General features: G+C 57.9%; 7 protein-coding genes. 5 read left to right on the forward strand and 2 right to left on the reverse strand.

All coding sequences use genetic code 11. The features are described 5' to 3' along the window. Positions 1–192: 192 nt before the first annotated feature. Genes I2E69_RS15310 through I2E69_RS13870 form a run of 3 tightly spaced genes read left to right on the forward strand, consistent with a single transcriptional unit; the run spans position 193 to position 4,835 of the window. Positions 193–1,263, forward strand: a complete 1,071-nt coding sequence (locus I2E69_RS15310) for a hypothetical protein (RefSeq protein WP_229095540.1) — start codon at positions 193–195, stop codon at positions 1,261–1,263. Beyond that, positions 1,218–3,515, forward strand: coding sequence for a hypothetical protein (locus I2E69_RS13865; RefSeq protein WP_317191100.1), 2,298 nt, complete (start codon positions 1,218–1,220; stop codon positions 3,513–3,515). The genes I2E69_RS15310 and I2E69_RS13865 overlap by 46 nt, the downstream gene beginning before the upstream one ends. A 9-nt stretch (positions 3,516–3,524) precedes the next feature. After that, positions 3,525–4,835 carry a hypothetical protein gene (locus tag I2E69_RS13870; protein WP_195461823.1) on the forward strand — a complete coding sequence of 437 codons (1,311 nt, stop codon included), beginning with the start codon at positions 3,525–3,527 and terminating at the stop codon, positions 4,833–4,835. Positions 4,836–5,135: 300 nt separating this feature from the next. Here I2E69_RS13870 and I2E69_RS13875 read toward each other — a convergent pair whose 3' ends face one another. Continuing rightward, positions 5,136–6,227, reverse strand: a complete 1,092-nt coding sequence (locus tag I2E69_RS13875) for a radical SAM protein (protein WP_195461824.1) — start codon at positions 6,225–6,227, stop codon at positions 5,136–5,138. Beyond that, positions 6,199–7,113 (reverse strand): hypothetical protein, encoded by a 915-nt coding sequence (locus tag I2E69_RS13880; protein WP_195461825.1) that lies wholly within the window; start codon positions 7,111–7,113, stop codon positions 6,199–6,201. Before I2E69_RS13880 ends, I2E69_RS13875 begins: the two co-directional genes overlap by 29 nt. Positions 7,114–7,299: 186 nt before the next feature. Here I2E69_RS13880 and I2E69_RS13885 point away from each other — a divergent pair, with 186 nt between their 5' ends. Then, positions 7,300–11,064, forward strand: a complete 3,765-nt coding sequence (locus I2E69_RS13885; protein ID WP_195461826.1) for a hypothetical protein — start codon at positions 7,300–7,302, stop codon at positions 11,062–11,064. 94 nt (positions 11,065–11,158) lie between these two features. Then, positions 11,159–15,394, forward strand: a complete 4,236-nt coding sequence (locus I2E69_RS13890; protein WP_195461827.1) for a hypothetical protein — start codon at positions 11,159–11,161, stop codon at positions 15,392–15,394. The last annotated feature ends 13 nt before the right edge of the window (positions 15,395–15,407 follow it).

Genomic DNA, 15,407 nt, shown 5'->3' on the forward strand with positions numbered 1-15,407 from the left:
GGTCGCAGTCTGCTCTTCGACGGTCACCGGGCCGTAAGCTATGATAAGATGGACGCACAGCTGCGGCTGGATGCTGCTCAGATCGATATGGGAGCGGCCACGACGACCACAGTGGGTGAAATCATCATTGGGGAGGACAAAGAGCGAGGGCTTTACCTTTCCCCGGCAGCAATCCGGCTACATGGCCACAACGTGTACCATGCGGGCAACGCCAACCTCCCGTCCGTTGACTGGACGATGCGCGATGCGGCGGTCGCGGGCAACCTCTCGGTGCTCGGAGCCACCGAGCATACGGGGTTCTTCCGGGCTCTGCAGGGTGTGGAGCTGGGAGCTGCGGGTGCTACCGTCGCCATGCTGTATCCCGGGGTTTTGGCCTTGGCCGGGAACCTCTCTTTCGGCGTGGGCTGCGGCATCCGCATGAAGGGACAGGATGTGCTCATTGGCAGCGGAGAAAAAGACATTATGCTCGGCGGCATCGGCGGCGACCTGCTGCTGGGTGGCGCCGGAACGGGCATGGTGCGGCTTCTGAGCGGCATCGGGGATCTGGACGGCGAGCACCTGCTGCTCTCGCCCTATGGTGCCGCCTGTTTCCCGGCATCGCTTGTCGTGCGCCATAATTACGGAGACGAGCTGCTCTCATCCTATCGTGTGGACGATGCGGACGAAGGCATGGTCATCCACAAGCACCTGCGGTTCGGCACGTCCGTGGGCTGTTTCCTGAGAGGTGCATCCACTGGGCTGGAATTCGTCACCCAGGTGGAGCATATTACCGACGGTGGCATTCGCTCTGCAGCGCATACAACACATCTTTTTCACCGACCTTCCACGAGCAGCTATGCCGCCCTGAATGGAGCATCCGACAGCTTCGTGATTTCGACCGACGCCGACTTTATGACGGTCGATGCACCCCTCGAGGCCCGCGGGCATGTGGGTATCGACGGCTCTCCTACACGCCTTGCGGATGGGCGTCTCGACCTTGCCGAAGGACACTATCTGCTGGACGTGGCCGATGGCATCCGGCATTTCGGCGTGGCCTACTTCTGCGCGGGTATCAGCTCCGAGACGTTCACCTCGGGTTTCGCCGGCACGGGCTGGGCCGTGCGGCGCAGCGGCACGACCGGGAACGTCACGGCGACCTTCGATGAGGTGGTAGTCCGCCGCCGGTTGCGGGTATATGAGATGGAGGTGCAGCGAACGCGCGCTACGGACGGAACACTGTGGATCAGCGACAGCTGCTCGGGGGACAGCGTGGAAAGAGTATAGCCATGGCGATATACGACTACCCGAAATTCAAGATCCGCCTGGCCCCCGACTCCAGGAAACGCCAGGGGTTGCAGACCGGCGATGTGGTGCGCCGCCAATATACGGACGGTGAGAATACGCGCTATTCCCTGATGGTTGTGACGGCGACCGGCACGGACGCCGTAGCGGGAAGGGAGGGCGTGGAACGCGCATCTGCGTATTTCGTGGGTGCGTTGCTGGAGGGCGACCCGCCGCGGGATGGGGAGCTGCTGGACTTCGTGCGTCTTACGAGCCTCACGACCCCGGATCGCAGCGGTGCTCTGTACCTGACGGCCGGCGATGCGGAGGCTCCCTATCTGGATGTCATCGACGGGATGGCTGCGGATCGCGCGCTGTGCCATCCGGAGTACCTGGGACCTGGGGGATATGCCTGCATGGGTGCGGAGGCGTTGGCTGCGACCTACACTCCGGAGCAGGAGGGAGTCACGCGCATCTGCACCCTTCGCCGCACGGCCGCCGCATACTCCGGCCCGTTCGGGCTGCGGCAGGAGCTCCCGGACCTCGCGCATCCCCAACGAATCGTGATCTCGTTCCGCGTTCGTGCCGGCAGGCCCCTTTCGGGTATTCCGCTCTTTGTGGGCTATGCCGACGGCTCGGAGGCGGACGGCAGCACAACGTTCGATGCCGGTACGTCATGGAGCTACCACCTCTTTGCCATCACCATCGACCTGCCGCCCATGCGGGCGCGGATGCTGACGCTCGACCTTACGGAGCAGCTCACGCGGGAAGATGATGTGCTGCGTATCGGGGAGCTGAAGGTCGTGCTGCAAAGCGACCTGAGCAATTTCTCCGCAGCCTCGAAAGTCCGTGTCGGCCGGATCACGGGCATCGCCGACCCGCTGTTCGGGAAGCTGGACGGATATGGCGCTTACTTCCAGAACCTCTACGCCACGCGCAACGTCAATGTTGCCGGCACCCTCACGGCCGGCGATTGTGAGGGCTTCGCCAGCACCTTCTATGTAGGACGCATCCATAGGAACGTGCTGCGCAACAGCCTCGGCTGCGACTTCTCGGCACACGCGGAGGTGCTGAACGAACGTCCTCCGACCGGTGTGGGGAACATACGCCGGCTGTCGCGGGGAGAACACCGGCTCGTCTGCCAAGGGGACACGTGGACCGCGGCACATGCGGGCGCAAGGTTTTGCTTCTCCTTCTGGTGCCGCAGCGCGGCGCCCACGGCTCTCACGCTCACGCTGGGCAGCGTATCCCTCGGGGTCGTTCGGGCCACCACCTCCTGGCAGCGGCGGCATGTGTCCTTCACCGTGGAGCACATGGCCGGGCAGGGGCTGGAAATCCTCCTGTCGGCTGCCGGGATGGTGGACGTCGCCTCGCCTCAGTTGGAGGCGGGAGATCGTCCGACGCTCTACCAGCCTACGGACGAGGTGCTGCGCGAAACGGACGAGTACGGAGCCTGGTTCTCCCGCGGCGGCATCGGGGGCACGATCCAAAATCCCCTGTTGAAGTTGGAAGAGGACGGTACGATCTGCTCGGCAAATGGCTCGTTCGTCATCAACGCCGATGGTACGGGGCACTTCGCCGGCGGGCGCTTCCGCTGGACGGGGGATACCATCGATTTGCGGGGCATCACGATCCGCTGGGAGGACTTCGACGAGAAGGCGCAGGAGGCTCTGCTGCCCAAGTCGGTGGCGATCTCGGGGCCCGACACGTTCCACTATGCCGATGCCCTCGATCCCCAGGCGCAGCCGGCATCCATCACGCTCGTGGCCACGGAGCAGAACTTCACGGCCGAAGCCCGCCGCTGGGACTACCTCTCGGCAGAGGGCGCCTGGAAGGATGCCGGGGGTCGTACTACCTCGTTCCTGCTCACCCCGGACTTCCACGCCTGGGAAGGCCGCGAGGTGCTGACGCTGCGTTACAGCGCCACCGGCCCCGACACGGACCATTCGGCAACCTGCACTGTGAGTAAACAATACGACGGGGAAAGTGCCTATTCTGTATATATCCGTGCCGACCGTGGTACGGTGCTGCAGAACGGAGCGGGTGAGACGACCCTCTGGGCCCAAGTGATGCGCGGGGCCGAGGAAGTAACGGAGCGCATTGCCGAAGAGCAGTTTTTGTGGACGCGGCAGAGCGACGATCCCAACGGCGATGCCGACTGGAACGCCGCAGAACATCGTGGCCGCACCCTTACCATCGATGGAGATGATGTAGCCCGCCGTGCGGTATTCGATTGTGAAGTGTCACTAAATTAAGAACATACTATGGCTATCAAAGTCGCCCGCGGGCAAGTAACGATCATCGACCAGACGGATGCTGTTTCCCTGCAGGCTTTCGTCGGCTCCTCGCAGCCGCTCACGCAGGTCTTCAACAAGGATACCGGCATCTACGTTCCTTCGTGGGTAGGGTCTCCCTACCTGGTACTCACGCCCTCGCTCTTTGTCAGCGGCAAGGGAGCCACGGATCAGATCACCTCCGTAGGGAATGCCGCAACCCTGACGCCGGGCATCAAAAGCGGCTCGGCGAAATGGTATAAGAATGGCTCGGCGATCACTACGGGGCAGGACAGTTGCACCGTCGGCGCAGCCTCGGACAAATATGCCCTGACGGTCAAGGCCAACCACATGACCGTTGCGGCCCCGCAGGTGCGTTACGCCTTCGAAGCCATCTACATCGATGGCAATGGGCTGGAAGTTCAGTTCCGGGCAGAGATTCAGTTTACGCAGCACCTCTCGGCCGGTGCGACCATCACGGCCGTGGCATACGCACCGGACGGCGTGGTATTCAAGAACGACGAGGTCTCCTCGCTTCGGGCCCACTGCGACCTGTGGCGCGGAGCCACTATCGACACCACGGACGTGACTTATGCTTGGGGAATCAAGGACTCCACGATCTTCGCACCCACGACACTCACGGCCGCTGCCGCGGCCAATGCCACGACCATCACCGTAGCCTCGGTCACGAACATGGAGGCCGGCGGCAAGCTCTCGATCGCCTCGGCGCAGTACACGATCTCTTCGGTGAACACCTCCACAAAGGTCGTAACCCTCACCTCGGGGCTCAGCGCCGCGGCTGCTTCCGGAGTGGCGGTATCCTGCCCATACTATAACGCAATGCTGGGAATCGGCTGGGCATACCTCACCTCCTCGAACCCGCGGGGTGTGACGGCGGGCTGGACGACCAACGAGATCACCATCACGTCCGATGCGGTGTTGAATTTCGAGACCTTCAAATGTGCCATCAAAGACACGGACACCTCCTCGGGTAACGCTTCGGCCAATAAGGTGGTCTGCGACATCATCTCCTTCTCGGATATGTCGGACCCCATCACAGTCGATCTGGTCAGCCAGAAGGGTTTCACCATCAAAAACAATGCGAACGACGTGGATGTCAAGGCCGTGCTGTTCCGCAACGGCGAGGAGCTCGACGCCGCAGGTACGGCCTACACGTACACCTGGAAGCTGTGGAATGCTGCCGGCACTTCCGTTGCCAAGACCTACACCGGCAAGTCGATCACCGTCTCGAAGGCCGACGTAACGGGTAAAGGGGTGCTCATGTGCGAAGTAGCAAAATAGCTCAGTGAGGTCTTTTCTCAAAATATGACGTGTTTCAGATATTTTATATAAAAAAAGATGGGGCTGTCTAACAAGTCCGATTTTTAGAATTTCACCCCCGTCAGATCAAGCTCTGGCAGGGGTGATTTCCAATTTTGGGGACTTGTTAGACAGCCCCATCTTAGCTTAACAACGACTTGTTTACTTTTGGTCTTCGACCTCATTAGAGCTTGGGAAAATACCCTTTGATCCAGCACTTGGTTGAAGTGTAGAATCAATAATCTCCTGAATTGATCTTTTAATAGTTTCTACTTTCATACTTTATAAATTAAATGAGTGTTTAGCTATTTCTTGTTTTATTAGATTCTGCCTTTTCTCAAAAATTTCCTTGATCGAGTCGCGACGAATATTCCCCAAAGCAAAGTTAGAGTAATTAGGACAACTTATATCGTCAGCACATGGAAGTACATACCCATCATTTGTAATAATAAGCATATTTAAATAATCTAATTCAATAAATGAGAAAGATAGCTGGATAATATTACCATTTATTCTAAAAATTAAATCATTTTCTCCCAATAAATATTTTCTTATGATTTCTTTTATAACTGGATTTTCATTCGACATAGGAACAATTAAATGATGAGGTATGCAATACTTTATAACCACTCCTGTTTCTTTGGTCGATTTCAAAAAGGAGAATGTGTCTTCAATAAGTTGTGAAAATTGCTGACTTGATAATAATAAGTCATGAATCAAACTGCCATTCCCTTTTTCAAGGAAGGGAGCCGCAAAAAAACGTTTTATCCCTATCTCAGTGAAAAATGAAATTATGCTGATATATTCGGTCCAATTTTTATTGTTTAAAGTGGATGTAATATTTATTGTATTGGTAGAAGATATTCTCACAATGTCGCTTATCGTTTTAACAGTAGCTGAAAATATATCTTTTCCCCTTATATAATTGTGTTGATGCTCTAACCCATCAATGCTAAACTCGATATAATCGATATTAGATATTACTAAATTTTCATAATATGTATTAGGTCCCGTGCCATTTGTTACTACGCCACAATAGGTATCTGCTTTGTTTTTAATATAATAGACTAAATCTCTACTGTGGGGTTCCAGAGCACTCTCTTTTCCTGAAATATGGAAGTGCCGAATTCCACCTTCATAAAGAGAATCAACTGTTTTAGTCCATTCATCAAAATTGAGTGGAGAATTTATATTTATTGTGTTTCCAAAGTAACAATGTTTACAATTCAAATTACATTTATTACTAAAAAACAAATCGACAACTATTTTATTTGATTTGAATATATTGTCATTCTTTAATAATTCTGATAAATCAATAAATTCGTTTAATAACAAAATGACATCATTATTCATAATATAAAATATAATCAGCATTCATTTCTGGGTTTACAATTTCATAATTATAAATCCCATCTTGTGGATAAACATGAGAAACAAATTCTGGTTCACCGTCATCTATTCCATATTTCCAGATTTCTACTTTTTTCAACTTCATATCATCAGCAGGCTTGAAATCCATTAGGATTTTCTTATTGTTGATTGCATAGATATTAGGAAATGAAAAATAATCCGATTTCGAGAAAGCCGTTTTTGGCCACTTCCATTTTAATTCAATTTCGAATAAACTCCCCTGTTTCTTCTCCTCTTTAAAAAATATTACAATATCCTTGACAATATTATCACGCCTATTTTGTTCAATTTGAGCAAATAGAACTTCATTTGTCCGAATATCTAAAGCCGTAAATTCAATATCTTCAAGTGTTAAATCATGATCAATACCCGCTATACATATCTTAAAAACCTTTGACTTATCAAGGAATTCACCAGTAAACCTATAAACCAGATTATTATCTTTTATCTTGCCCTTACCACTTAAGGTCCTCGAAATGTGCGTCTCTAATATAGATACATTATTTTTCAATGAGTCTTTAGATGAACGCCATAAAAAAGTATATATAAGATTCCATTTTTTGAAAAATGGCACATTGATTAATTTTTCTAACAAAGCAATGTGCTCGTTCTGCTTTTTTATTTTTTCATCTTGATAATTTATACGCACTGTTAATTCGTTATTAATTCGCTTCTGTTTGTAATTAACATACGTAATTCTAAGAATTGTCAATACTATTAATGAGATTGCAGCAATAAGCACAAAATTAAAATACTCCGGTTTCCAAATATATACGAAGGTAGTGCTTCCAATACCTAAAGCAGAATTAAAGATAGATAAAATTTTATCTACATTGCTAATCTTGGACATAATGCGGCCCTTAATTAATTGTTCTTATCAAAGATATAAAATATTTACTAATCAACAAAATTAAAATAACATCGTATTTTGATGAATTTGGTTTGATTCTGCCGAAGCGCATTCTATCATTAGATTTATCTTAATAGATAGAAACAACAGGTTCTTACGTTTCGGCCTATTCTTCCCAAAAAGAATATGGCCTCAGAGCTTCTGGCCCGTGCGCAGGCTACCATCGCCTCCCTCACGGACGCCTACACCCTCACGCAGTCGGCCGGCGAGTATATCTTCCCCGCAACGCACGATGGGCGCATCGTCGCTGCCGCGACCGTTGTAACCCATATCGAAGTTACGCAGGGCGACCGGCCGTACAGGGACTTCACCATCGGTGCCGTCACCCGACCTTCGGGCTTCGCACGGGTGGAGGTCGATAACCAGGCCAAGAGCGTCGCCTTCACCGTGACGGCGGGCACAAGCTCTCTGGCCGACCACGGAGCTGCGGATATCCCGATCTTCATCGAGGGCCTGACTTACCGCCTTGCATTCGTCTGGTCGAAGGCCCGGGCGGGTGCTGCGGGTGCGGATGCCAACCTGCTCGACTGGGTGCAGGAGTGGGACACGCAACGTACGCAGATCGACGGGAATACGGTGATCACGCCGAAGCTCTTCGCAGGGGTAAGGAACGACGACGGCACCCTCACGGGCACGGCCATAGGCCGGTATGCGGTGAGGGGCCGGGACGCTGCGGGAGGGGTGAGTGCTGCAACGGTAGATGGCATCAGCGGCTTTCGGGACGGATACAGAACTTTCTTTCTGGATAGTGGCGGCAGCGCGCAGCTCGGGCGTGGGGATCAGTTTGTTCGGTACGATGCGTCGAGCGGCAAGGTCGAGTTCGGCGCGTGCGTGCGTCTGCAGTGGGCGGGTGCCACCTATATCGACAAGGAGGGCTTGTTCACCGGCACACTGTCGGCTACGACGATCCGGGCCTTGCGCCTGGATGCGGGACAAATAACCTCGGGAAAGATCGCCGCCCGGTATATCGACGTTGCGGAGCTCAGGACCTCGCTTCTCACGGCCGGGAACATCGAGGCCCTGACCCTGAACGTAACACGGGGCACGGTCGGCGGCTGGTCGCTGGATGGAGAGGCGATATTCCGGGGTGCCAAGAACAATACCCCGGGAGCATACACGGCCTCTGCGGGTGCCGTAACGCTCGGTTCGCAGGGGCTGCGGGGCCGCGGCTGGCGCCTGGAAGCCTCCGGTGCCGGGGCCCTTGCCGGTGGCAACATCTCCTGGGATGCCGCGGGTGAGGTTCTCTTCGGGGCCTCTGTCAGCCTCCAATGGTCGGGTCCTATCTCGTCGCTCACGGCGGCGCTGGGCGGCGCGGATTACCCGCGTCTTACGCAGATCACGGCACAGGGTATCTATACGGGGAGTCTCTCGGCGGCGCAGATCACCACCGGCACGCTCTCGGCGGAGCGTGTAGCTGCCGGGAGCCTTACGGCCGAGAAGCTGGATGCCTCGAGCATCCGGGCTTCGATCATCAACACCGAATACATCAACGGCCTGCGCTGCACCTTCTCCCGTGGCACAGTCGGAGGCTGGGAGATCGGCAGCGACGCCCTGGCAAGCGCAGGGATCGGGGTCGCGGGAGCCACGCCCCTGCAGCTGCGCACGACCGCCAGTGGCGAGGGCTCCTGGTATAACGGCGCATATCGCCCCTATGGCCTGTCGTTGCTGTGGTGCCGGAACGCCAATGCCGGGCATCTTGTTTTCGGCCAGGTCGCCGCGAGTGGTAATGGCGTCAAGCAGGATTTCGCGGGTCTGCAGATGATGTCGTGGGACGGCCGGGAGTATTTCTGCCTATCGGCCAATACGCAGCTCAGCGGCTCGCAGGAGGTCTATAACCGCATTGCGGGCTGGTGTTTCGACCATGAACGGATATGGAAAAACAACGTCTCCCTCGGCACGGACGGCTCCATTGCCCACGGCACGAAGTGGCGGCTGTGCAGCGACGGCTCGGGTCAGCTTGCCGGGGGCGGTATCTCGTGGAACGCCGCTGGGGTCCTCACTTTCGCTCCTTCGGTTTCCCTGAGCTGGACCGGTCCGATCGATGGCATCACCACGGCCTTGGGTGGCACGCATTACCCCCGGCTCACACATATCTCGTTCGAAGGTATCTATACCGGAACGCTGAGCGCGGCGCAGGTCAACGCCCTGCGTCTCGACGCCGCGAGCATCCGTACCGGGACGCTCGACGTCGAGCGGCTCGATGCCGCCGGCATCCGCTCGCGGATCATCGACACGGACTACATCAGCGGTCTGAGCTGCTCCTTCACGCGGGGGCTTATCGGAGGCTGGAGCATCGCGGCGGCATCCCTGAGCGTCGAGATGCCGGATGCCGGGGGCCGGGGCGTGAGCATATGCCACAACGCTGCCGCGGCAGGTGCCGCACCCTGGGATGGCGGATGCCGACCGATGGGCACCATGCTCTGCTGGCAGCGGCCCGCGAATGCGGGGCATCTGGTTCTGGGGCAAGTCGCGGGCTCCGACCTGCGCACACGCGAGGGTTTCCTGGGCTTTCAGATGATGGACTGGTCGGCGCGGAGGGAGTATTTTTGCCTCGCAGCCAACTATGCGCAGGAGGGCCGCACGGAGGTTTATAACCGTATTGCGGGCTGGTGCTTCGACCATGCGCGAATCTGGAAGAATGACGTGATGCTGGGCGAGGACGGGACCATAGCCAACGGCACGCAATGGCAGCTGTGCAGCGACGGCTCGGGCCGCATAGCTGCGGGCAACATATGCTGGGACGCCTCGGGGGAGGTCACCTTCGGGGAATCGGTGTCCGTTGCCTGGAGCGCCGGAATCGGGCAGATCACCGCAGCTCTGGGTGGAGAGTCGTACTCCAAGCTTACGAATATCACATCCGCAGGCATCTACACGGGATCGATCAGCGCCGGGCAGATCGACATCGACACGACGCTCGTTGTCGGGGGCGGCAATCACAACGGCAGCATCTCGGTACGGGACGGGGCGAACGCCGTGAAGGCGACCCTCGACCGCACGGGCATCACGGCCGTCGGGGGTCGCATCGGCGGATGGATCATCAACGAAGAGACGATCTGCGCGGCAGCCCCGGCATCCGGACACCGGGTGTACCTCACGGCCTCGGGCTACCTGTACAATGACAATCCCAACACGGGGAGGGATTACTGGGGTCTGAAGCCGGACGGCTCGGCAACGTTCGGCTATGGCACCATCTGCTTTGGACGTGACGGCTCGGGATACCTGGCCAGCGAGAATATCCGCTGGGACACGGCGGGCAATGTCGAGCTTCGGGGCACCATCACAGCCACGGGAGGCCGCATTGCCGGCTTCACCATCAACGGCAACAGGCTTCTGAACACGGCAGCCGACTCGTCGATCGAGTTCACGTCCCTGATGGGCAAGGCGTCGCTCATCATCAACGGCACCGGCACAGGAGCGTTGCTGAGCATGCGTGCCGACAGCGACCGCACGGCCATCTTCATCCAGACCTACGCCCCGGGAGCCAAAGGCTTGCAGATCGTCGCCAACTGCGGCTCCGACTATGCCATCGAATCCTACGGTCCCGTGATTCTGGGGCAGCGGGCCTCGGAGAAGTGGAACGTCCCGGGCGTGCTTTATATCGGGTGCAAATACACGGAAGGATTCAACAGCAGCTACCGCAAAATCTGGGGCGACGGGGTCGTCGTCTCATCCTTTACGCACCTGGGCGACGGGCAGTACAAAGTGGTGCATAACCTGCGGCACCTGAACTACACGGTTTTCGCACAGCAATGGTCCTACACCAAATACCACGGTTATTACAGACTGGTAGAACGTACGGCCAGCTATTTCATCATCCAGAATGTCGGCAGCGAGGGTAAGCCGGACTGCTCGGCTTTCGACTTCATCATCTTCGGACAGAACACTTTTTAGTTCCGCCGGGAACTAATTACGTGTCAATAAACTGTTTATTGCCCATCCTCTTCAACAGAGCGACGGACAGAAGCCTATTCTTTCCAAAAAGAATATGCCGCAAGTGCTTGTTGCCCGCGCCCAGGCGACCATCGCCACGATCACGGATGCCTATACCGTTACGCTGTCCCTGGGTGAATACCTTTTCCCGGCCACGTACGAGGGGGTGCTCCCCGTCTCCGTCTCCGTGGTAACCCATGTAGCGGTTACGCAGGGCGAGGAGCCCGTAACCGCATTCGTGATAGGCCCCGTCTGCGTCCCTGCGGGCTTCGCGTCCATCGTTATCGACAATGACCTGAAGACCGTCACCTTCGAGGTTGCCGCCGGCACGCACACTCTTGCCGACCATGGTGCGGTAGCTATACCCGTCAATCTTGCGGGCGTGACTTACCGCCCGGAGTTCGTGTGGTCGAAAGTCAAGGCGGGGCCTGCCGGTGCCGATGCCGACATGCTGGACTGGGTGAAGGAGTGGAACTCGGGACGCACGCAGATCGACCAGAGCACGGTGATCACGCCCAAGCTTTTTGCCGGGGTCCGGAATCCTGACGGCACCATCACGGGTACGGCCATGGGGAGCTATACGGTAAGGGTCAGGAATGCTTCCGGGATGCCGTCGACGGAGAGGGTCGAGGGCATCAGCGGTTTCAAGGAGGGGGTCAGGACCTTCTGCCTGGACAACGGGGGCAACGTACAGCTCGGATGCGGGGATCAGCGTATCGGCTATAACGCCCTCACCGGACAGATCGAGTTCGGCGAGGGTGTGAGCCTGCGGTGGGCCGGAGCGTCCTATATCGATGGTGACGGCATTTTCACGGGGGCACTCTCGGCCGCGACGATCCGTGCCCTGCAACTGGATGCCTCGCAGATCACCTCCGGGAAGATCACGGCCGACCATATCGACGTTTCGGCGCTCGAGGCCGCTCTGCTCACAGCCGGGAATATCGAGGCCCTGACCCTGCACGTCACACGCGGCACCGTCGGGGGTTGGTCCCTGGACGGGGAGTCGATATTCCGGGAATCCAAGGCCGATACGTCAGGGACTTTCACCGCAGCAGCCGGGGCTATGACCCTCGGCACGCACGGCTTGCGGGGCTACGGATGGCGTCTGGAGTCCTCGGGTGCCGGAGCTCTGGCCGGCGGCAACATATGCTGGGATGCTGCGGGAAACGTCCTCTTCGACCCGAGTGTCAGTCTCCAGTGGTCGGAACCCCTGGAGGCTCTCTGCGCAGCCCTGGGTGGCGCGGGCTATCCGCGTCTTACCGAGATAACCTCCGAGGGCATCTACACGGGAAGCCTGTCGGCTGCTCAGATCACCGCCGGCACGCTCGCGGCCGACCGCATCGCTGCCGGGAGCATTACGGCCGAGAAACTCGACGCTGCGAGTCTGCGTGCCGAGATCATCAATGCCGCCTATGTGAGCGGTCTGGACTGCTCCTTCGTGCAGGGCCGTATCGGAGGCTGGAAGATCGGCGAGCAGAGCCTTATGGTCGGCACTCCGGGGGTTGCGGGCGCCACGCCGCTGCAGCTCCGGGCTGCGGCCGAAGGCTCAGGTTTCTGGTACGACGGCTCATACCGGCCCTATGGCCTTACGATGACCTGGTGCAAGAGCGCCAATGCGGGACACCTGGTATTCGGGCAGGTGGCGGCGAGCGGCAGAAGCGTCAAGACGGACTTCATCGGTCTGCAGATGATGAGCTGGGATGGCCAGGAGTACTTCTGCCTCGCGGCCAACGCTCGACTCACCGGTGCGAAGGATATCTACAACCGTATCGCCGGCTGGAGCTTCGACCACGAGCGGATCTGGAAAAACAACGTCTCGTTGGCCGCCGACGGCTCGCTTGCCCACGCTGCGAAGTGGAAGCTGGGGAATGACGGCTCGGGATATATCGCCGGGGGCAACATCGCTTGGGATGCGGCCGGCAAGGTCTCCTTCTCCGCCGCCGCGTCCCTGAGCTGGCGGGAGCCTCTGGAGGGCATCGCCGCAGCGCTGGGCGGTGAGGGGTACCCCAAGCTCACGCACATCGCCGCAACGGGCATCTATACCGGGAGCCTGACAGCTGCGCAGGTCAACGTCCTGGAGCTGGACGCCGCAAGCATCCGCACCGGCACCCTGAGTGCCGAGCGTATCGCCGCCGGGAGCCTGGACGCCTCGAAGTTGGATGCCGCGAGCATCCGCGCCCGGATCATCGACACGGAGTACATCGAGGGGCTGTGCTGCACCTTCTCCCGAGGGACTATCGGGGGCTGGGAGGTCACCTCGAGTTCTCTTGCGGGGGATCACATCCTCCTGGACAGCGCACATAAGCGTATCGCCGTCTATGGCCCTGAAGCCTCGGATCGCGGGGGCCCGTGCGTGCAGCTCCACTACGCGAGCGAGGAGGATTTCGGCCTCGAGGCCCGTGACAATGACGGGGAGTGTGTCGCCCGCCTGGGCTCCACAAACGCCCTTGCGGGGTGGCTGCTGGACAAAACATCCATACGCAAGGGCAACGTCTGCCTCTCGGGCGACGGCTCGATCACCAATGGTGCACTATGGCGCCTGGGCAATGACGGCTCGGGGCACCTGGCCGCAGGCAACATCTCCTGGGATGCCGCCGGGCATGTGATCTTCGGGGAGTCGGTGTCCCTGCAATGGCAGGAAGACATGCGTGATGCCCTGGTGCGCGGTACCCTCTACGTTCGGGGTATAGGACTCCCCACCTACGAGCGGCTTCTGGTGGTCAATGGCCGTACCCTCGTGCAGGATCGGCAGCCGGGGCTGCGGGTCGTGGTGCTCCGGGCCGAAGACCTGTCCGTTGCCACCGACACGCTCCACGCAACCTACCAGGACCCTTCGGAAGCCGAGGCCCTGGCCCGGAGTCTCGATGCCCTGACTTCGGGCTGTATCGTCGTTGTAGCCTCCTATGGCTACGTGCTCATTACGGAGGTTCTCGACCGGGCCCTCCAGCGCCTCGGGGCTGCGGCGCTGCGCTACGACGACCCCTGTTCCTTCGCCCTGATCGGCATGCCTGGCCTGGGGCGCAACAACGGACTGATGGCCTACTTCGACGACTACTACACCCCTGCTCAGCTCAGCACCTCGGTCATCGGCGGCATTCCGCAGGGTGTGAACACCAACTCCTGCCAGCGAACCTACATCGATGCGAATGGAATCTATACGGGAGAGGTGCATGCCGCGCAGGTGCGCATCGATTCGGCCCTTGTGGTCGGAGGTCATAGCTACGAGGACAGCATATCGGTAAGGGACGCCGGTGACGGGGTCATGGTCACCCTCGACCGTGCCGGCATCACGGCTGTGGGTGGCAGCATCGGGGGCTGGAACCTCGAGCGCGGGGCTCTCCATGCCGCCGCTCCGGCCTCCGGCCACAGGGTCTATCTTTCCGCTTCGGGAGTTATACATAACGACAACCCCGAGACGGGGGAAGACTACTGGGCGCTGCATGCCGACGGCTCTGCGACCTTCGGCTGCGGCACGACCTTCTTCGATCAGGATGGAGCGGGGTACCTGGCCGGCGGCAATTTTTCGTGGGACCGCGACGGCAACCTGAAGTGCAGGGACGCCACGCTGGAGAACATCTTCATGACCGGCACCTCGCGCTCGCCCTTCGTCGCTTACGACGGCTCCTGGTGGTGGAGCGACCAAGACATGCCCACGGAGGCCGAGTCTCACGACAACCTGACCATGCCGGGCGGCGACGGTGCGATTCTGAGCACCAACTTCCCGTGGGATGCGACGCAGAACGGACGCACGGTGACCATCGTCAACTACAAATACAAGGGAGATGTCACGTGGGGCAAGATGAGCATCGAGGCTCCTGCGGGCAAGTACTTCTTTGAAGACGGGCTGCTCAAGAAGCAGATCATCCTGAGCCGCGAATACATCATCCTCAAAGGCTACGGCGAGGGCTCCGCGTTCTATGGCTGGATCGTCATACATCGCGGGGACCTCGGAACCACACAAAAGTACGGCTTCGGGGCTAAGGTGCTCTACGAGGGCTGGGTGGAAGGAGGACGGCTGGTGAAGTACAAGTCCTTCGAGGGCGGCATGCTGACCTGCCGCCAGAGCGCCGCCGGGACGTATGAGGTATCCTTCCCGTCGGGAACTTCCGTGCCCGTGGGCGACTACACGGTCATGGCCACCTGGTCGAGCGCCGCCGCCACCGCAGGGTATGTCTTCCTGGCACAGAAATCTACGGCCGGCTTCACCGTGAAAACGGACTCTTCGCAAGCTGGGGCTTTCACCTTTCAGGTTATCAGCATGGCGGACTGGATTACTTCGGGTCCGCTCTAAACCCCCACTGCTA

This window comes from Alistipes sp. D31t1_170403_E11 (genome assembly GCF_015553985.1).
Lineage (GTDB): Bacteria > Bacteroidota > Bacteroidia > Bacteroidales > Rikenellaceae > Alistipes > Alistipes montrealensis.